18 protein-coding genes are annotated in these 18,054 nt (G+C 71.7%); 13 read left to right on the forward strand and 5 right to left on the reverse strand.

Annotated features, from left to right (window positions below; all coding sequences use genetic code 11):
* Positions 1 to 10: 10 nt before the first annotated feature.
* The 3 genes from EU555_RS17905 (at position 11) to EU555_RS17915 (ending at position 2,693) form a co-directional block, all read left to right on the forward strand.
* Positions 11 to 436, forward strand: a complete 426-nt coding sequence (locus tag EU555_RS17905; protein ID WP_135416580.1) for a DUF2141 domain-containing protein — start codon at positions 11 to 13, stop codon at positions 434 to 436.
* 80 nt (positions 437 to 516) lie between these two features.
* Positions 517 to 1,488, forward strand: coding sequence for an ABC transporter ATP-binding protein (locus EU555_RS17910; protein ID WP_135416582.1), 972 nt, complete (start codon positions 517 to 519; stop codon positions 1,486 to 1,488).
* Positions 1,485 to 2,693 (forward strand): ABC transporter permease, encoded by a 1,209-nt coding sequence (locus EU555_RS17915; RefSeq protein WP_135416419.1) that lies wholly within the window; start codon positions 1,485 to 1,487, stop codon positions 2,691 to 2,693. Before EU555_RS17910 ends, EU555_RS17915 begins: the two co-directional genes overlap by 4 nt.
* Before the next feature lie 22 nt (positions 2,694 to 2,715).
* On the opposite strand, the gene EU555_RS17920 is transcribed toward EU555_RS17915, so the two are convergent.
* Positions 2,716 to 3,111, reverse strand: a complete 396-nt coding sequence (locus EU555_RS17920) for a hypothetical protein (RefSeq protein WP_135416421.1) — start codon at positions 3,109 to 3,111, stop codon at positions 2,716 to 2,718.
* A 266-nt stretch (positions 3,112 to 3,377) separates the two neighbouring features.
* On the opposite strand from EU555_RS17920, the gene EU555_RS17925 reads away from it, so the two are divergent.
* A complete protein-coding gene (locus EU555_RS17925; protein ID WP_167858586.1) occupies positions 3,378 to 4,652 on the forward strand; it encodes an O-antigen ligase family protein in 1,275 nt (424 codons plus the stop codon).
* Positions 4,653 to 5,741: 1,089 nt separating this feature from the next.
* On the opposite strand, the gene EU555_RS36230 is transcribed toward EU555_RS17925, so the two are convergent.
* Complete coding sequence (locus EU555_RS36230; protein ID WP_167858587.1) at positions 5,742 to 5,912, reverse strand: hypothetical protein; 171 nt, start codon at positions 5,910 to 5,912, stop codon at positions 5,742 to 5,744.
* A gap of 282 nt (positions 5,913 to 6,194) precedes the next feature.
* On the opposite strand from EU555_RS36230, the gene EU555_RS17930 reads away from it, so the two are divergent.
* The 9 genes from EU555_RS17930 to EU555_RS17970 all read left to right on the forward strand — a co-directional run bounded on the left by EU555_RS17930 (position 6,195) and on the right by EU555_RS17970 (position 15,771).
* The gene (locus EU555_RS17930) at positions 6,195 to 6,506 is read left to right on the forward strand and encodes a polyhydroxyalkanoic acid system family protein (RefSeq protein WP_135416424.1); all 312 of its coding nucleotides are present in this window, start codon (positions 6,195 to 6,197) and stop codon (positions 6,504 to 6,506) included.
* A gap of 224 nt (positions 6,507 to 6,730) precedes the next feature.
* Positions 6,731 to 7,015: a hypothetical protein gene (locus EU555_RS17935; protein ID WP_135416426.1), complete on the forward strand. Its 285-nt coding sequence runs from the start codon at positions 6,731 to 6,733 to the stop codon at positions 7,013 to 7,015.
* A 250-nt stretch (positions 7,016 to 7,265) separates the two neighbouring features.
* Positions 7,266 to 7,355: a K(+)-transporting ATPase subunit F gene (locus EU555_RS17940; RefSeq protein WP_135416428.1), complete on the forward strand. Its 90-nt coding sequence runs from the start codon at positions 7,266 to 7,268 to the stop codon at positions 7,353 to 7,355.
* Between the two features lie 11 nt (positions 7,356 to 7,366).
* Positions 7,367 to 9,085, forward strand: a complete 1,719-nt coding sequence (gene kdpA / locus EU555_RS17945) for a potassium-transporting ATPase subunit KdpA (RefSeq protein WP_135416430.1) — start codon at positions 7,367 to 7,369, stop codon at positions 9,083 to 9,085.
* Positions 9,086 to 9,087: 2 nt separating this feature from the next.
* Positions 9,088 to 9,276: a hypothetical protein gene (locus tag EU555_RS17950; RefSeq protein WP_135416432.1), complete on the forward strand. Its 189-nt coding sequence runs from the start codon at positions 9,088 to 9,090 to the stop codon at positions 9,274 to 9,276.
* 321 nt (positions 9,277 to 9,597) lie between these two features.
* The gene (gene kdpB / locus EU555_RS17955) at positions 9,598 to 11,712 is read left to right on the forward strand and encodes a potassium-transporting ATPase subunit KdpB (RefSeq protein ID WP_135416434.1); all 2,115 of its coding nucleotides are present in this window, start codon (positions 9,598 to 9,600) and stop codon (positions 11,710 to 11,712) included.
* Positions 11,713 to 11,726: 14 nt separating this feature from the next.
* On the forward strand, positions 11,727 to 12,332 hold the full coding sequence (locus tag EU555_RS17960) for a K(+)-transporting ATPase subunit C (RefSeq protein ID WP_135416436.1): 606 nt from the start codon (positions 11,727 to 11,729) through the stop codon (positions 12,330 to 12,332).
* Positions 12,329 to 15,085, forward strand: coding sequence for a sensor histidine kinase (locus tag EU555_RS17965; RefSeq protein WP_135416437.1), 2,757 nt, complete (start codon positions 12,329 to 12,331; stop codon positions 15,083 to 15,085). Before EU555_RS17960 ends, EU555_RS17965 begins: the two co-directional genes overlap by 4 nt.
* Complete coding sequence (locus EU555_RS17970) at positions 15,082 to 15,771, forward strand: response regulator transcription factor (RefSeq protein WP_135416439.1); 690 nt, start codon at positions 15,082 to 15,084, stop codon at positions 15,769 to 15,771. The genes EU555_RS17965 and EU555_RS17970 overlap by 4 nt, the downstream gene beginning before the upstream one ends.
* Positions 15,772 to 15,937: 166 nt before the next feature.
* On the opposite strand, the gene EU555_RS17975 is transcribed toward EU555_RS17970, so the two are convergent.
* From EU555_RS17975 to EU555_RS17985, 3 genes are read right to left on the reverse strand one after another with little or no spacing between them, the layout of a single operon-like run.
* On the reverse strand, positions 15,938 to 16,735 hold the full coding sequence (locus tag EU555_RS17975; protein WP_135416441.1) for a 2-keto-4-pentenoate hydratase: 798 nt from the start codon (positions 16,733 to 16,735) through the stop codon (positions 15,938 to 15,940).
* On the reverse strand, positions 16,732 to 17,646 hold the full coding sequence (dapA, locus tag EU555_RS17980) for a 4-hydroxy-tetrahydrodipicolinate synthase (protein ID WP_135416443.1): 915 nt from the start codon (positions 17,644 to 17,646) through the stop codon (positions 16,732 to 16,734). The genes EU555_RS17975 and dapA overlap by 4 nt, the downstream gene beginning before the upstream one ends.
* Positions 17,643 to 17,870 carry a hypothetical protein gene (locus EU555_RS17985; RefSeq protein ID WP_135416445.1) on the reverse strand — a complete coding sequence of 76 codons (228 nt, stop codon included), beginning with the start codon at positions 17,868 to 17,870 and terminating at the stop codon, positions 17,643 to 17,645. Before EU555_RS17985 ends, dapA begins: the two co-directional genes overlap by 4 nt.
* Positions 17,871 to 18,054: the final 184 nt, after the last annotated feature.

The raw sequence follows: 18,054 nt of genomic DNA on the forward strand, positions 1-18,054 counted from the left end.
CGACCTCGTCGTGAGACGCGCGCTCCTGGTCCTCGCGACGGGCGCGGCCCTGGCGGGCCCGGCGGCGGCGGCCGGCCTCTCGGTCGAGGTCGACGGGGTCGAGCCCGGCGCCGGCCGGGTCTTCGTCGCGCTCTGCATCGGGTCGCTGGCCGAGGAGGCCTGCCGCATCGGCCAGAGCGGCCCGGCCGCCGGCCCGGTCCTCGGCTTCGGCTTCGCCGACGTGCCGCCCGGCACCTACGCGGTGGCGGCGTTCCAGGACCTCGACGGCGACGGCCGCCTCGGCCGCACGCCGCTCGGCCTGCCGACAGAGCCCTACGGCTTCTCGAACGGCGCCGGCCGCCGCGGCCGCCCGGACTTTTCCGCCGCCGCCTTCCGCCTCGCGGAGCCCGGAACGAGCGTGCGGGTGCGGCTCACCCGCGCGCTGCCGGCCCGGTAGCGCGTGCCGGCCCATGCTCGCCCTCCGGGACAGGGACCGTTCCTCGGAATGCCGCAAAGCCGTGCTGTCGTGACGGCATGATGCCAGACCAAGCGGCGGTCGTCCGCGACCTCGCCTTCTCGTACCGGAACCAGCCCGTCCTCGACGGGATCGACCTCGCCCTGGCGCGGGCCGAGACCGTGGCGCTGCTCGGCCCGAACGGGGCGGGCAAGACCTCGCTGATGCGGCTCCTGGCCGGGCGCCTCGTCCCGTCGCGGGGCAGCGTGCGGGTGGCGGGGGGCGATCCGGCGCGCGAGGCGGCGGTCCGGCGCGCCATCGCCTGGGTGCCGCAGGAGATCGCCCTCTACCCGCGCCTGACCGTGCGGGAGAACCTCGAGGTCTTCGCCCGCCTGATGGGACTGAACCGGGCGGCGCGGGGGCCGGCGGTGGCCCGCGCCCTCGGGCGGGCGGGCCTCGAGGAGGTGGCGTCCCGCCTCGTCGGCGTGCTCTCCGGCGGCTACCAGCGCCGGGCCAACATCGCGGCCGCGCTCCTCGCCGAGCCCGCCCTGGTCCTCCTCGACGAGCCGACGCAAGGGGTCGACCAGGCCGCCCGGGCGGCGATCCACGGGGTGCTCGAGCGCCTGCCCGAGGCCGGGGCCGCCGTGCTGATCGCCACCCACGACTTCGCCGAGGCCGAGCGCCTGGCCGACCGGGTGGTGCTGCTGCAGGGCGGATCCTTGCGCCTCGACGGGCGCCTTTCCGATCTCCTCGCCGGCCTGCGGGCCGGTCCCCCCGAGCACGAGGTGGCGCTCGCCGAGGCCGCCGGCCCGGCGGCGTCCGCCGCCCTGCGCCAGGCGGGCTTCCACCCGGCCTCGCCCCTGATGTGGCGGGCCGGGCATGCCATGGCGGGCGGGCGCGACGGCGCCGCGCTCCTCGCCCATCTGCGCCGCCACGGCGTGCCGGTGCGGGAGATCCGGGTGCGCGAGCCGGGGCTCGACGTGCTCTACCGCGACGTGACGGCGGAGGAACCTCCGGCCGGTCCCGCCCGCCTCCCCGCGGGGGTCCCGGCATGATCGTCGCGGCGTTCCGGGTGATGCTGCTCACCCTCTGGCGCGACCGGGCCGCCCTGGTGATGGCCTTCGTGCTGCCGACCGTGATCTTCTGCGTCTTCGCGGCGATCTTCTCCGGCGCCGTCGGCGAGCGGATCCGCATCCAGGTCGGGCTCCTCGACCAGGCCCGCACCGCCACCACGGCGCGCCTCGTGGCGGCGCTCCAGGCCGACCCGGCCCTGCGCACCACGCTCCTGCACGACGACCCCGTGACGGCGGTGCGCCGGGGCGAGGTCGACGTGGCGCTCGTGCTGCGCGGCGACCTCGCGGCCGGCAGCAGCGCCGCCGACGCGCCGATCCTCGTCGTCGAGAGCCCGGCCCGGGCGCTGGCCACCCCGATCGCCCTCGGCCAGGTGCAGCGGGTGCTCAACGAGGCCCTGCCCGACGTGGTGCTGTCGCGGGTCGTCGCCGACGTCGAGCGCACCGGCAGGATCGGGCCGGACGAGCGCGCCTTCCTGGACCGCGCCTTCGCGGAGAGCCGGGAGAAGCGCGAGGCCTTCTCCTTCGCGGCCCTGGTGGCCCGGACCTCGACGGCGGAGGGCCATGGTCATGACGGGGGCAATGCCCGCGTCGCCTATTATGCCGGGGCGATCGCCGCGGTGTTCCTGATGTTCGCCGCCATGCAGGGCGCCCTGTCCCTGGTCGAGGAGCGCCAGTCCGGCATCGCCGACCGCCTCGCCGCGGCGCCGGGCGGCCTGCCGGTGGTGGTGCTGGGCAAGTTCCTGTTCCTGGTGCTCCAGGGCATCGCCCAGGGGGCGCTGATCTTCGGGGCCGCGGCCCTCGTCTACGGCGTCTCGGTCGGGCCGTATTTCGGCGCCTGGCTCGTCACCGGGGTGCTGGTCGCCGCCATGGCGGCGGGCCTGGGGCTCGCCGCCTGCGCGGCCTCGCGCAGCCGCCAGCAGGCCCACCTCGTCTCGACCTTCGGGGTGCTGCTGCTCTCGGCGGTCGGCGGCAGCATGGTGCCGCGCTTCCTGATGCCGCCCTGGCTCCAGAGCCTCGGCTGGCTCACCCCCAATGCCTGGGCGATCGAGGCCTACCAGGCGGCGCTCGCCGAGGGCGCGGCCGCGGCCTGGCCGGCCTGGGCGGTGCTGGCGGGCCTCGCCGCCGCGGGACTGGGCGTGGCGCTGGCGCTGACGGCGCGGCCGGCCCCGGGGCCGGCGCGCGCCTGACGGGGGCGATGCCCCGCGGGCGTCAGCCCTTCAGCCGCTTGTTGCACTCCGAGTAGTAGCCGCCGCCCTTCTCGATCCAGTTCATGCCGCCGTTGCCGGCGCCGCCGGCCGCCTTGTTGGCATTGTACTGGTCGAGGCAGGTGTTCTGGCGGGCGGTGCCGGCCGGCTCCTTGGCGTATTTCGGCGCGATCGCGGTGGGGTAGATCGCGCCGGCGGCCGGGGCCGCCGACGGGCCGGTGGTGGAATGGCCGGCGGGGGCCGGAGCCGCGGGCTTGGCCGGGATGGCGGGCGGGTTGGGCGGCGGGGCCTGGGCCGGCTTCGGGGCGCCGGGGCCGAACGGGTTCGGGGCGGAGGTCTGGGCGTGGGCCGGGGCGGCGAGCGCGCCGAGGAGCAGCAGGGAGGCGAGGGAGAGGCGCATCGAGGATGTCCGGATTCGGGCGGCCCGAGCTTAGCAGCACCGCCGGGCCGGGGCGACACCTGACGCACGAGGAAGCCGGCACGGCCCTACGCCTTGCGGCGCAAGGCCTCTCCCTTTTGCGGCGCTCCCTCCGGCACGGGGGGCGGCTAAGCAGGGCGCTTGCGGCCCGGGCGCACCGGGCCGGTTTCCCGCCAGGGCCGGGCTGTCGGGCCGGCCGGCACCGGCCCGGTTGCCCGTCGGGGCCGGGCCAGGAGCCTGTGACGCCGATGCTGATCGCCGCGAGCGCCCTGCTGATCCTCCTGGCCTGGTTCGTCGGGCCGCGCCGCTTCGTCGAGGGCGTGATCCTGACCCGCTCGGCCTGCGACCCGCTCTTCACCCTGACCAAGATCAACGGCCTCGACGACATGGGCGTCGGCGCGGCGGTCAACCTCGCGGTGCTGGTGGTGGTGGGGGCCTGCGTGGTGACCCGGCCGCGGATGAGCCCGGCGCCGGCGCTCGCGCTCTGGCTGCCGCTCCTCCTGGTCTGCCTGGTCTCGTCGCGGCTGGTGGCGCCCGATCCCGGGGCCGCGATCCGGCTGATGATGCTGCTTGCGACCCACGCCGCCTTCTGCCTGCTGGCCTTCACCTTCGTGCGCGACCTCGCCGACCTGCGCCATTTCCTGCTGCTCATCGTCGCCGGCTCGGTCGTGCCGACGCTCTATGCCGGCCTGCAGCTCGCCATGGGCTGGGCGGTGTTCGGCGACGACGGCATCCGGGTGCAGAGCAGCTTCACGCATCCCAACATCTACGCCTTCTACCTGATGACGGTGCTGGCGGTGGTCCTGACGCTGCTGGCGGGCGACGGCTTCTGCCTGACGCCGCGCCTGCGCCGGGCGCTGACGCTCTACGGGCCGGTCCTGCTCGCCCTGATCGTGCTGACCAAGACCCGCAGCGCCTGGGCCGGCACCGGCCTGATCCTGCTCGTCTACGGCCTGCGCTTCGACCGGCGCGTCCTGCTCGCCTTCCTGGGCCTGCCGCTGGTCCTCCTGGCGATGCCGGACATCACCGAGCGCCTCGCCGACCTGCAGCAGGGCAACACCACGGACGCCTACGAGCGGATGAACTCCTACGCCTTCCGGATGCTGCTGTGGCAGGGCGCCATGACCTGGTTCTGGGAGCGCCCGCTCTTCGGCTGGGGCCTGTCGAGCTTCCCGCATTACGTGGCGCAGTTCTTCCCGCTGCCGCTCGAGAACGACAGCATCGAGTCGCACAGCGTCTACGTGCAGCTCCTGTTCGAGACCGGGCTGATCGGCCTCCTGGCCTATCTCTGGCTCTACGCGCGGGCCGTCGCCGCTGTGTGGGGGCTGATCGCCCGGGGCGCGTCCTGGGCGTGGATGCCGCTGGCGATGACCGCCGGCTACCTGTCGATGGCCTATTCGGACAACATGCTCTACTACCTGGTGCCGACCTGGTACATGTGGTTCGTCCTCGGCGGCGCCTGCGCGGTGCTGCGGCGGCACCGGGCGGCGCGGCTCCGGCGGCCCGCGCCGCTCGCGGTGTGAGGGGTGATGTTTAGGGAAGAGATCTTTGTTATATGGAATAATATTTAGATCGGCACATAGGTTTTATTGTAAATTAAAGTTTAAATATATTATTTTTTAAGCAGCATATATTGAAGAATGCAAATCTACAATAGTTTCTTTCATTGTTCATATTCACCTCGCGAGTGCCCAACACAAATATTTATACAGTAAGAAATTTCGGTATTGACTGGGTGTTTGTCCATTGTATCCTGACGGCTAAGGAATTATATTTGAAATAGGCGCTGAGATGGACTTTGTAATTCATACTTACAAGCTTATAGTTTATGGTCTGACATTTTCATTTTTTGCGCTTGTAGTACTATTGACTGGAGCAGGCAAGGTAAAACATTCAATATCTGATCAAGGATTTATTGGAATTAAATATCCAAAAATAAGGCCCTTTTTAAAAAATTTAGCGAATTTGTACGAACTATTTTCGATTCCAGTCGTGACTTTGGGAGCTATATATTCTTTTGCCGATATATTTCGAAACGACTTTATCAAGAACAAGATAAGCGATAATATACTATTGATAATTATAATATATTTTAGCATATTCCTTGGATTTAATGTTATTTCAGTATTTAATATATTGATTTTTAGGGAAAGTAAAAACTTGAAGATTTCATATATTATACTATCGGAAAGAGTTGGTCGCATGAATCATACTATGCTTGATTTGCTTCGAGTACAAATACAATGTCTCATATTCGTATTTTTACCTTATGTAATTTTCGTCTTATATACAAGCAATAGCTACCGCTATAACTCAAAAATTGAAGAGTTTTTATTCTTGTTTTTTTATTTTGTACTATTAATAGTTGCGGTAGAAATTTTGAGACAGAGAACAAAAAGAGGTCTACTGATTAGAGATTTAGGATATCTACTATCTTCCTTGGCTATAGCTGCATTTCTATTACCAGACGTGAAACTGGCACTGCACAGATGAGATGATTCGAAATATCAATCAGCGCAGGTGGACGGCGATCCAGAGCACCGCGACGGCGACGAGGCCGGCGACGAGCCAGCGCAGCAGGCGCGGGAGGACCGGCGGCACGCGTCCCGCCCTCACTCCGCCGAGCGCCGGGCGGCCGCGCCCGCGATGATGGTGGCGAGCGCCGCCGCGCCCAGGCCGTCCTGCAGCGCCCGCACCGGCTCGTCCGGCATCGCCAGCAGCCACAGGGCGGCCGTGGCCGCGATGCACACGGCGACGGCGCCGAGGATTCCCCGCTCGATCACGCTGAAGACCGGCCTCCGCTCGCAGGGCGCGTCGCGCGCCCCGACGTCCCTCTACGCCAGACCGGCCGGCTTGGACAGCGGCTCTTGGACAGCGGCTCTTGGACAGCCCCTCGCTGCAACGGTCGGTCCGGGGAGCCGCGACCGGGACGTTAACCCTCCGCGCCCACCACCGATTGAATTCCACCGCGTCATGGTGAATTTCAACCACGGATGATTCGGCAAGGCCGGACCATCATGCCCGGAGCCGGCCCGGAGGGGGCGCGGCGGGGCGCGGAGACGGTGATGGCGAAGCCCCTGGTCGTCGTGATTCCCCACCAGCTCGGCCGGGCCGAGGCCCGCCGGCGCATCGACGCCCGCATCGGGCAGGGCCGGGACATGGTGCAGAAGGCCGGCCTCTCGATGGACGACCCGGTCTGGGACGGGGACACCCTCTCGTTCCTGGTCGGCGCCCTGGGCCAGACGGTCAGCGGCACCATCGCGGTCGAGGACGAGGCCGTCCGCGCCGAGGTGAACCTGCCGCTGCTGCTCGGGATCTTCTCCGGCAAGGTGCGGGACGTCATCGTCGAGAAGGGCGGGCAGCTCCTGGCCCCCTGATCTTGGCCCCCTGATCTTGGCCCCCTGATTTTGGCGCCCTGATCCTGGCCCCCTGACCGGGTCTCTCGCGAGGCTCCGCTCGAGGCGAAGCCCGGCCGCCCGGCCCTGCCTCCCGCTCGCGTTGATGGAATCCTGATATCGCGGCCCGGCCAGCCGCATCGTTTCCCCCTGTCGCCGGACGCAAAGACCCTGGGTGCGTGGCGTCGCCCGGGGAGTGAAGCGCGATGGATGGGGGTCACGGCCGGCGCGCGTCGGCCGACGTCGTCCGCTGCGTCGGCGGGGCGACGGCGACGCGGGGCGGGCAGCTGGCGCTCCGCCGGGTGCGCGCCGCCTGCCGGCTCTGCGGCTTCTCAATCCGCGGCTTTCTCAACGGCACCACCTGCGTGCTGCAGGTCGAAGGCCGGGCGCTGCGCGCGGCCTGCCGCGAGGCCGGCACCCCCGGGGCTTGTGGCGTCGCCCGGGCCTGCGCCGGCCTGCAGGAGGCGGTCCGGGCCGCGAGACGGCCCTGAATGCGGCCCTGAAACCCGCCCGTCTTTATGCCGCCTTAACATCGCGGCCCCCGCGGCCCTCTCGAATCCCTACGCGATCGGGAGGATCTGGCAGGGCGGGGCCGCGGCTCGGCGGCCCGATGCGGCGCGTGGCGCGCCGCCCGATGGGGACACCCATGTTCGATCTTCTGATGCTGGCGGCCGGCCTGGGCTTCTTCGCCCTGTCGCTCGGCTACGTCTCCTTGTGCGAACGCCTGTGAGGAGGCCCGCGATGACCCTCGATTACGGGCTCGGCGGCCTGATGACCCTCGGGCTGCTCGCCTACCTCGCCTACGCCCTCGTGCGCCCCGAGCAGTTCTGAGGAGCGCTCCGATGACCCTCGCAGGCTGGATCCAGATCGCGCTGTTCTGCGCCGCTGTCCTCGCCCTGGTGAAGCCCCTCGGTCTCTACATGACCCGGGTCTTCTCCGGCGCGCGCACCCCCCTCTCCCCCCTGCTGCGCCCGGTCGAGCGCGGCCTCTACCGCCTCGCCGGCATCGACGAGGCGCACGAGCAGCACTGGCTCGCTTACGCGGGCGCCATGCTGGTCTTCCACGCCGCCGGCTTCGTCCTGCTCTACGCGATCCTGCGGCTGCAGGGCCTCCTGCCGTTCAACCCCGCCGACCAGGGCGCGGTGGCGCCGGACCTCGCCTTCAACACGGCGGCGAGCTTCGTCACCAACACCAACTGGCAGAACTACGGCGGCGAGAGCACCCTCTCCTACCTGTCGCAGATGCTGGGGCTGACGCACCAGAACTTCCTCTCGGCGGCGACCGGCATCGCGCTCGCCGTGGCGCTGATCCGGGGCTTTTCCCGCGCCTCGGCCCGCACGGTGGGCTCGTTCTGGGTCGATCTCACCCGCTGCACCCTCTACGTGCTGCTGCCGCTCTGCGTCGTCTACACGCTGTTCCTGGTCTGGCAGGGCGTGCCGCAGACGCTCGCGCCCTACGCCGAGGCCACCACACTGGAGGGCGCGAAGCAGACCATCGCCCTCGGCCCCGTGGCGAGCCAGGTGGCGATCAAGATGCTCGGCACCAACGGCGGCGGCTTCTTCAACGCCAACGCCGCGCACCCGTTCGAGAACCCGACCGCTGTGTCGAACTTCGTCCAGATGGTGTCGATCTTCGCGCTGGGCGCGGCGCTCACCAACGTGTTCGGCCGCATGGTCGGGGACGAGCGCCAGGGCTGGGCGATCCTCGCCGCCATGGGGGTGCTGTTCCTGGCCGGCACCGTCGTCACCTACTGGGCCGAGGGCTCGGGCAACCCGCTGCTGAACGCCCTCGGGCTCCAGGGCGGCAACCTCGAGGGCAAGGAAATCCGCTTCGGCATCCCCGGCTCGGCTTTGTTCGCGGTGGTGACCACCGCCGCCTCCTGCGGCGCGGTCAACGCCATGCACGACGCCTTCACGGCGCTGGGCGGCCTGATCCCGCTCGTCAACATGCAGCTCGGCGAGATCATCGTCGGCGGCGTCGGCGCGGGCCTCTACGGCATGCTGGTCTTCGTCGTGGTGGCGATCTTCGTCGCCGGCCTGATGGTCGGGCGCACCCCGGAATATCTCGGCAAGAAGATCGAGGCCCGGGAGGTCAAGATGGCGATGCTCGCGATCCTCTGCCTGCCCCTGATGATGCTCGGCTTCACCGCCCTCGCCACCGTGCTGCCGGCGGGCCTTAGCGGTCCCGCCAATGCCGGCCCGCACGGCTTCTCGGAGATCCTCTACGCCTTCACCTCGGCGGCGGCCAACAACGGCTCGGCCTTCGCGGGCCTCTCGGGCAACACCCCGTTCTACAACCTGACGCTCGGGACCGGCATGCTGGTCGGCCGGTTCTTCGTCATCATCCCGGCCCTCGCCATCGCGGGCGCGCTCGCGGCGAAGAAGACGGTGCCGGCCTCCGCCGGGACCTTCCCGACGGATGGCGGCCTGTTCGTCGGCCTGCTGGTCGGGGTGATCCTGATCGTCGGCGGCCTGACCTTCTTCCCGTCGCTGGCGCTGGGACCCATCGTCGAGCACCTGGCGGGCGCCGCCGGCCAGACCTTCGCGGCGGCGGGGGGCTGACCATGAGCGCCACCCACGCGGCCCGCATCCGCCGCGGGCTCTCCCGGCACCGGCCGCGCTCCGGCCCGCCGCGCGACCGCTCCGCCTTGCGGCCCTGCGACATCGTCCTGGCGCTCACCGGCCTCGCGCTGCTGGGCACCGGCGCGATCTGGGCGGCGATCATGCTCGGCGGCGCGGCGCTGGCGCCCTGAGGACTCGCTCGAGCGAAGAGAACTCCTCCCGTTCGCGACCTCATCCTGAGGTGCGAGCGTCAGCGAGCCTCGAAGGAGGCCTCCAGGAATCACAAGGACTCCTGGAAGCCTCCTTCGAGGTCAGTCGATCTTCGATCGTGTGCGATCTCCGATCGCCAACACCTCAGGATGACGTCGCGAGTGGGAGATGATGGGCCTGATATCGATCTGCTTGATCGCAGAAAAGACGGCCCTCTCCGCTCGAAATTCGACACGTAACTTCTTGGTGCGGCTGCCAAAGCCGCCCACTCCGATCTCTCGCCTCATCCGGATCCCAGGATCATGGCCCAGACCCAAAAATCCTCCCTGTTCAGCGCCGCCCTGATCGGGCCGGCCTGCCTGGGCGCGGTCACGAAGCTCGACCCGCGCCAGATGGTGAAGAACCCCGTGATGTTCGTGGTCGAGGTCGTGGCGGCCTTCACCACCCTGCTGTTCGTCCGCGACCTCGTCTCGGGCGGCCAGGACCTCGCCTTCACCGGCCAGATCATCCTCTGGCTGTGGTTCACCGTGCTGTTCGCCAACTTCGCCGAGGCGGTGGCGGAGGGGCGCGGCAAGGCGCAAGCCGATTCCCTGCGCCGCACCCGCACCGAGACGACGGCGAAGCGGCTGGCCGGCCCCGCCGCCGCGATCGGCGGTCCGCGCGAGGACTACGGGACCGTGCCGGGGGCGAGCCTCAAGGTCGGCGACGTGGTGCTGGTCGAGGCCGGCGACGTGATCCCGTCGGACGGCGAGGTGATCGAGGGCATCGCCTCGGTCAACGAGGCGGCGATCACCGGCGAATCCGCCCCCGTCATCCGCGAATCCGGCGGCGACCGCTCGGCGGTGACCGGCGGCACGCAGGTGCTCTCCGACTGGATCCGGGTGCGGATCACCGCCGCCGCCGGCTCGACCTTCATCGACCGGATGATCGCGCTGGTCGAGGGCGCGGCCCGGCAGAAGACCCCCAACGAGATCGCCCTCAACATCCTGCTCGCCGGCCTCACCATCGTGTTCGTGTTCGCGGTGGGCTCGATCCCGAGCTTCGCCGCGTATGCCGGCGGCGCGATCCCGCTCGCGGTGCTGGTGGCCTTGTTCGTGACGCTCATCCCGACCACGATCGGGGCGCTGCTCTCGGCGATCGGCATCGCCGGCATGGACCGGCTGGTGCGCTTCAACGTGCTCGCCATGTCGGGCCGGGCCGTCGAGGCGGCGGGCGACGTCGACACGCTGCTCCTCGACAAGACCGGCACCATCACGCTCGGCAACCGCCAGGCGACGGCGTTCCGCCCGGTGCACGGCGTCACCGCCGAGGCGCTCGCCGACGCGGCCCAGCTCGCCTCGCTCGCCGACGAGACCCCGGAAGGCCGCTCGATCGTGGTGCTGGCCAAGGAGACCTACGGCATCCGCGGCCGCGACATGGGGAGCCTCAACGCCACCTTCGTCCCCTTCACCGCGCAGTCGCGGATGTCGGGGATCGACCTCGACGGGTCGTCGATCCGCAAAGGGGCGGTCGAGGCGGTGATCGCGAGCCTGGACTCCGCCCCGGCCCTCGTCGGCGCGGGCGCCGCGGCCCGGGTGCTGCAGCCCCGCCTCGATCCCGCCACCGCGCAGGAGGTGCGGGCCATCGCCGAGGAGATCGCCAAGGCCGGCGGCACGCCGCTGGCGGTGGCCCGCGACGGCCAGCTGCTCGGCGTCGTCCACCTCAAGGACATCGTCAAGGGCGGCATCAGCGAGCGCTTCGCGGAACTCCGCCGGATGGGCATCCGCACGGTGATGATCACCGGCGACAACCCGATGACCGCGGCGGCGATCGCGGCCGAGGCTGGCGTCGACGACTTCCTCGCCCAGGCCACGCCCGAGGACAAGCTGGCGCTGATCCGGCGCGAGCAGGCGCAAGGCAAGCTCGTGGCGATGTGCGGCGACGGCACCAACGACGCCCCGGCTTTGGCCCAAGCCGATGTCGGCGTGGCGATGAACACCGGGACGGTGGCGGCCCGCGAGGCCGGCAACATGGTCGACCTCGATTCCGACCCGACCAAGCTCATCGAGATCGTCGAGATCGGCAAGCAGCTGCTGATGACCCGCGGCGCGCTCACCACCTTCTCGATCGCCAACGACGTGGCGAAGTACTTCGCCATCATCCCGGCGATGTTCGTCGGGCTCTATCCGCAGCTCCAGGCGCTCAACGTGATGCGGCTCGCTTCGCCCCAGAGCGCCATCCTGTCGGCGATCATCTTCAACGCGCTGATCATCGTGGCGCTGATCCCGCTCGCCTTGCGCGGGGTGAGCTACCGCGCCGTCGGCGCCGCCGCGTTGCTGCGGCGCAACCTCCTGATCTATGGTCTCGGCGGGATCCTGGTGCCGTTCGTCGGCATCAAGCTGATCGACCTCGCCGTGAGCGCCCTCCACCTGGCTTGAACGGGACCATCGCCATGCTCCGGCACCTCCGCCCCACCCTCGTGCTCCTCGCCGCCCTGACGCTCGTCACCGGCCTCGCCTACCCCCTCGCGATGACCGGGATCGCCGGCGCGCTCTTCCCGGCCCAGGCGCAAGGCAGCCTGGTCCGCAACCCGGACGGCACGCTCGTCGGCTCGGCCCTGATCGGCCAGGCGTTCACCAGCGAGCGCTACTTCCACGGCCGCCCCTCGGCCACCGTGGCGCCGGATCCGGCCGATGCCTCGAAGACGGTGGCGGCGCCCTACAACGCCGCCAATTCCGGCGGCGCCAATCTCGGGCCCACCAACCCGGCCCTGATCGACCGGGTGAAGGCGGACGTGGCCGCCCTCAAGGCCGAGAACCCCTCCGACCCGGTGCCGCAGGACCTCGTCACCACCTCGGGGTCGGGCCTCGACCCCGACGTCTCGCCCGAGGCCGCCCTGTTCCAGGTGCCCCGGGTCGCGCGGGCCCGCGGGCTGTCCGAGGATGCGGTGCGCGCCCTCGTCGCCGGGCAGGTGCAGGAGCCGAGCCTCGGTGTCCTCGGCGAGCGGCGGGTCAACGTGCTCGCCCTCAACCGCGCCCTCGACGCGCAGGGTCGATGAGGGACGGCAGGCCCTCGCGCGAGGACCTGCGGCCCTCGCCCGACGCCCTCCTGGCGCAGGCGCGCCGGGAGGCGCCCGGGCGCGGGCGCCTGAAAATCTTCCTCGGGGCGGCGCCGGGGGTCGGCAAGACCTACGAGATGCTGACGAGCGCCCATGCCCGCAGGCGCGAGGGCGTCGACGTGGTGGTGGGCGTGGTCGAGACCCACGGCCGGCCCGAGACCGAGGCGCTGGTCGCCGGGCTCGAGGTGCTGGCGCGCAAGAGCGTCCCGTATGGCGGCGGCACGTTCGACGAGATGGACCTCGACGGGCTGCTGGCGCGAAAGCCGAAGCTGGCGCTGGTCGACGAGCTCGCCCACACCAACGCCCCGGGCTCGCGCCACCCCAAGCGCTACCTCGACGTCGAGGAGCTGCTCCAGGCCGGCATCGACGTCCACACCACCCTCAACATCCAGCACGTCGAGAGCCTGAACGACGTGGTGGCGCAGATCACCCGGATCCGGGTGCGCGAGACGGTGCCGGATTCGATCCTCGACCGGGCCGACGACATCGAGGTGATCGACCTCTCCCCCGGCGACCTGATCCAGCGCCTGCGCGAGGGCAAGGTCTATCTGCCGCGTCAGGCCGAGCGGGCGCTCAGGCACTACTTCTCCCCCGGCAACCTCACGGCGCTCCGCGAGCTCGCGCTTCGCCGCACCGCCCAGCAGGTCGACGACCAGCTCGTCACCCACATGCGGGCCCACGCGATCCCCGGCCCCTGGGCGGCGGGGGAGCGGGTGCTGGTCTGCGTCAGCGAGGATCCGCGCTCCGCGGGCCTGGTGCGCTACGCCAAGCGGCTGGCCGACCGGCTGCGGGCGCCCTGGACCGCGCTCACCATCGAGGGCCGGCGCAGCGCCCAATTGAGCGAGGCCGAGCGCGACCGCATCGCCGACACCCTGCGGCTCGCCGAGCGCTTAGGGGCCGAGACCGCGACCCTGCCGAGCCAGGGCCGGATCGCCGACGACGTGGTGGGCTTTGCCCGCGAGCACAACGTCACCCACGTGGTGATCGGCAAGTCGACCCGCTCGCGCTGGTTCGAGCTCCTGCACGGCTCGGTGGTGCACGACCTCGTGCGCCGCTCCGGCCCGATCAGCGTCCACGTCGTGGCGGGCGAGGAGATCCCGGGCGCGCCCTCGCCCCACAAGGGGGTGCGCACCGCACCTCCGCCGCGGCCGAGCGCCCTGCCCTACGCCGCCGCGCTCGCGGCGGTCGCGGGCGCGCTGGGCCTCGGGCTCGCGCTGCAACCCTCCCTCGGCCACGAGAGCACCGACCTCGTCTTCCTCACCGCGGTGGTGGCGGTGGCGGTGCGCTTCGGGCTCACTCCGTCGCTGGCCGCGGTGGTGGCGTCCTCGCTCGCCTACAACTTCTTCTTCCTGCCGCCGCTCTACACCTTCACCATCGCCGACCCGACCAACGTCGTCGCTTTGTTCTTCTTCACCCTGGTGGCGGTGGTGGTCTCGAACCTGGCGGCCCGGGTGCGCGCCGAGGCGACGATCTCGCGGGCGCGCAGCAAGGCGACCGAGGCGCTCTACGGCTTCTCGCGCAAGCTCGCGGGCTGCGGCACCCTCGACGACGTGCTGTGGGCCACCGCCTACCAGATCGCCCTGATGCTGCGCCTGCGGGTGGTGCTGCTGCTGCCGCAGAAGGGAGGCGCGAACGACGGCACCGTCACGGTGATGGCGGGCTATCCCCCGGAGGACGCGCTCGACGAGGCCGACCTCGCGGCCGCCAAGTGGACCTTCGACCACGGCCGCCCGGCGGGACGGGGCGCCGACACCCTGCCGGGGGCCAAGCGCCTCTTCCTCCCCTTGCGCACCGGCCGCGGCATGGTCGGGGTGGTGGGTCTCGACGGCGACAAGCCGGGGCCGCTCCTCACCCCCGACCAGCGCCGGCTCCTCGACGCGCTCGCCGACCAGGGGGCGCTCGCCATCGAGCGGGTCCACCTCGTCGAGGATCTCGACCGGGCCCGCCGCTCGGCCGAGACCGACCGGCTGCGCCAGGCCCTGCTCTCCTCGCTCTCGCACGACCTCAAGACCCCGCTCGCCGCGGTGCTGGGCTCGGCGACGACGCTGCGCGACCTCGGAGCCTCGCTCCCGCCGGAGGCGCAAGGAGAGCTCCTGGCCACCGTCATCGACGAGGCCGAGCGCCTGAACCGCTTCATCGCCAACCTGCTCGACATGACGAAGCTCGAATCCGGCGCGGTGGCGCCGAACCTCGCGCCGCACGACCTCGCGGAGATCGTCGGGACGGCCCTGGAGCGGGCTCGAAAGATCCTCTCCGGCCACCGGATCGCGCTGGCCCTCGGCCCCGGCCTGCCGCCCTTGCGCCTCGACGCGGTGCTGATGGAGCAGGTGCTGTTCAACCTCCTCGACAACGCCGCCAAGTATGCCCCCGAGGGCTCCCTGGTGCGGATCGAGGGATGGCGGGAGAGCCGGCGCGAGGGCGACGCGGTGTGCCTCGCCATCCTCGACGAGGGCGAGGGCATCCCGGCGGGCGACGAGGAGCGGATCTTCGACACCTTCTACCGGGTGAGGAAGAGCGACCGGGTCCGGGCCGGGACCGGCCTGGGGCTCGCGATCTCCCGCGGCTTCGTCGAGGCGATGGGCGGGCGGATCGCCGCCCGCAACCGGGGCGACCGGCACGATCCCGCTTTCCCGGGTGCCGCCTTCACCCTGACCCTGCCGGTGCCCCGCGCCGCCCTGGAGGACGCCGCGTGAGCAACGAGCCCCGCATCCTGGTCATCGACGACGAGCCGCCGATCCGCCGGCTGCTGCGCGTCGGCCTGACCAGCCAGGGCTACGCCGTGATCGAGGCCCCGAGCGGCCGCACCGCCCTCGACCTCCTCGCCCGGGAGGAGGTCGCCCTGGCGATCCTCGATCTCGGCCTGCCGGACATCAAGGGGCACGACCTCCTGGCGCAGATCCGCGGGCTGAAGCCCGACCTGCCGGTGATCGTGCTGTCGAGCCGCGACGACGAGGCCGGCAAGGTCGAGGCCCTCGATCTCGGGGCGGACGACTACGTGACGAAGCCCTTCGGCATGAACGAACTCCTGGCCCGGATGCGCAACGCCCTGCGCCACCAGCTCGCGGTCGGCGGCGAGCGCCCGGTCTTCCGGGCCGGCGACCTCTCGGTCGATCTCGTGCGCCGGATCGTGCGGGTGGGCGAGCGCGAGGTGAAGCTCTCGCCCAAGGAATACGACGTGCTGCGGCTCCTCGTGCACCATGCCGGCAAGGTGCTCACCCACGCCCACCTGCTGCGCGAGGTCTGGGGCACGGCGGCCGACCCGCAATACCTGCGCGTCTATGTCCGCCAGCTGCGCCAGAAGCTCGAGCCGGAGCCCGAGCGCCCGCGCTACATCCTGACCGAGACCGGGGTGGGCTACCGGATGCGGGCGGCGGATTGACGAGGGCCGGTCCGGCGGCATCCTCCGGCCGCATGCGGGGGGTGCGGCACGGCGGTGGACCGGGCGGGCCGCCGGACGTCCGCGGCTGGCGGCGCGACGACGCGGCCGGTGCCCCGGGGACGGACGCGCCCGGCTGATCCGCGGCGACGCCGATCGCCGACGGCCCTCACGCCACCTCCAGCCCCACCTGCCCGAAGGCCCCGAACTCCGCCTCGACCCGCTGCCCCGGCCGGATCCGGATCAGCCCGGTGCAGCTGCCCGTGGCGACCACGTCGCCGGCCTCGAGGCCGCGGCCCACGCGGTCGAGGGCGCGGGCGAGCCAGGCGACGGCGGCGAGGGGGTGGGCCTCCAGGATCTCGGCCCCGGACCCTCGCGCCACCGCGTGGCCGTCGAGGCGCAGGGTCACGGGGGCGTCGGCGAGGTCGGCCTCGGCCCGGGCCGGGATCGCGGCCCCGCGCAGCTCCGCCGCGTCGAGCCCGAAATCCGCCGTCGCGCTCCAGGGGCCGAGCGGCACGCAATCGGGCAGGCGCCGGGCCAGCACCTGCAGGCCGATACGCCAGGACAGGATCGCCCCGGCGAGCGCCGCGGGGTCGCCCGGATCCTCGTTCTCCCCCGGGAAGGGACGCCCGAGCACGGCCAGGTACTGCGCCCCGACCCCGAGCACGAAGCGGGAGGTCCGGACAACGGCACCGTCCTCGCGGAGCGAGGAGGCCAGGAGCGGGGCGTGGACCGGGCCCGGGCAGGCGAGCAGGCGGGCGGTGCGCCGCGCGGTGGCGCAGAGCACCGTGCCCCGAACCGCCTCGCCGCAGGCGAGCACGGCCTCGGCCTGCACCGCCTCGGCCGCCGCCGGGTCGTCGCGCAGGCCCTCGGGCAGCGGGTCGAGGAGGCCCGGCTCGACCGCCGTGCCGGCGCGGCGCGAAGCGGCGAGGGCGCGGCCGAGGGCCATCACGCGCGCCTCGGTCATGCGGCCACCGCGCGGGGATCGAGGAGCGCCAGAGCCGCCGCGATCGCCGCCTCGGTCTCCGGCCGCGGCCGCACCAGGGGCAGGCGCAGGTCCGGGGCGCAGCCGGGGCGCAGGAGCGCGAGGGCGAGCTTGACCGGGCCCGGATCGCTCTCGCGGGCGAGCGCCGCGACGAGCGGCCTCAGCCGGGCCTGGATCGCCCGGGCGCCGGCGTGGTCGCCGGCCCGGGCGGCGCGCTGCAGGGCGGCGCAGGGCCCCGGGGCCAGGTTGGCGACGACCGAGACGCAGCCCTGCCCGCCCATCGCCGCATGGGCCGCAGCGGTGGCGTCGTCGCCGGAGAGGAGCCGGAAGCCGGGGCCCGCCGCCTGCTCGGCGAGCCCGAGCCGGGCGAGGTCGCCGGTCGCGTCCACGAGGCCGACGATCCCCGGCAGGGCGGCGAGGCGCGCGAGGGTCTCGGGCCGGCACTCGATCCCGGTGCGGGCCGGGTCCGCGTGGAGGAGGAGCGGCAGGGCGACCGCCCCGGCGATCGCCGCGCAATGCCGGTAGAGGCCCTCCTGCATCGGCCGGTTGTAGGAGGGCGTGACCATCAGGGCGGCGTCGGCCCCGGCGAGGGCCGCCGCCCGGGTCAGGCCGATGGCCGTGCGGGTGCAGTTGCTGCCGGCCGCGGCGATCACCGGCACCCGGCCCCCTGCCGCCTCGAGGACGACCCGGAGAGCGCGGTCGCGCTCCTGCTCCGTCAGGGTCGGCCCCTCGCCGGTGGGGCCGCCGACCACCAGGCCTTCGGTGCCCTGCCCGACCTGCCAGGCGACGAGGTCGCCCAGGGCCCGCTCGTCGAGGCGGGTCCCGCCCGCCGCGAACGGCGTGACGAGGGCGGTGAGCGCGCCGCCGAGGCGGCGGGATTGCGCCCCGGTCACCGGACGAGGGCCAGGGAGAGGGGCGCGCTGGCGAGGCGCACCGCGTCGGGCCGGCGGCCGGTCTCGCCGGCGGCGTAATGCAGGGCGTCGCGGCAGGTGCGGAAGATCCCGCCGCCGAGGCCGTGGGTCTCGACGGCGAGCCAGTGGCCCTCGGGGCTCTGGCCGACCAGGAAGGCGAGGGGGAGACGGGCCGGGGCCGGCCGGGTGGCGTCCAGGTGGGACATCGGGGGAATGGGGTTCGCGCGGCCATCCCGTGGCCGCCCCCTCAAGGTGTCCCGGGCGCCGTCAAGGATCGAGGCGGCCGGTGCGGCGCCGGCATAAGGAACCCGTGGGATTTTGCCCGCAGGGCTCTGGGCTTCGCCTGCAGGGCTTGCGCGCGCGACAGCACGGCGATGCCCCCGCGGAGGA

The organism is Methylobacterium nonmethylotrophicum, from assembly GCF_004745635.1.
GTDB classification, from domain to species: Bacteria; Pseudomonadota; Alphaproteobacteria; order Rhizobiales; family Beijerinckiaceae; genus Methylobacterium; species Methylobacterium nonmethylotrophicum.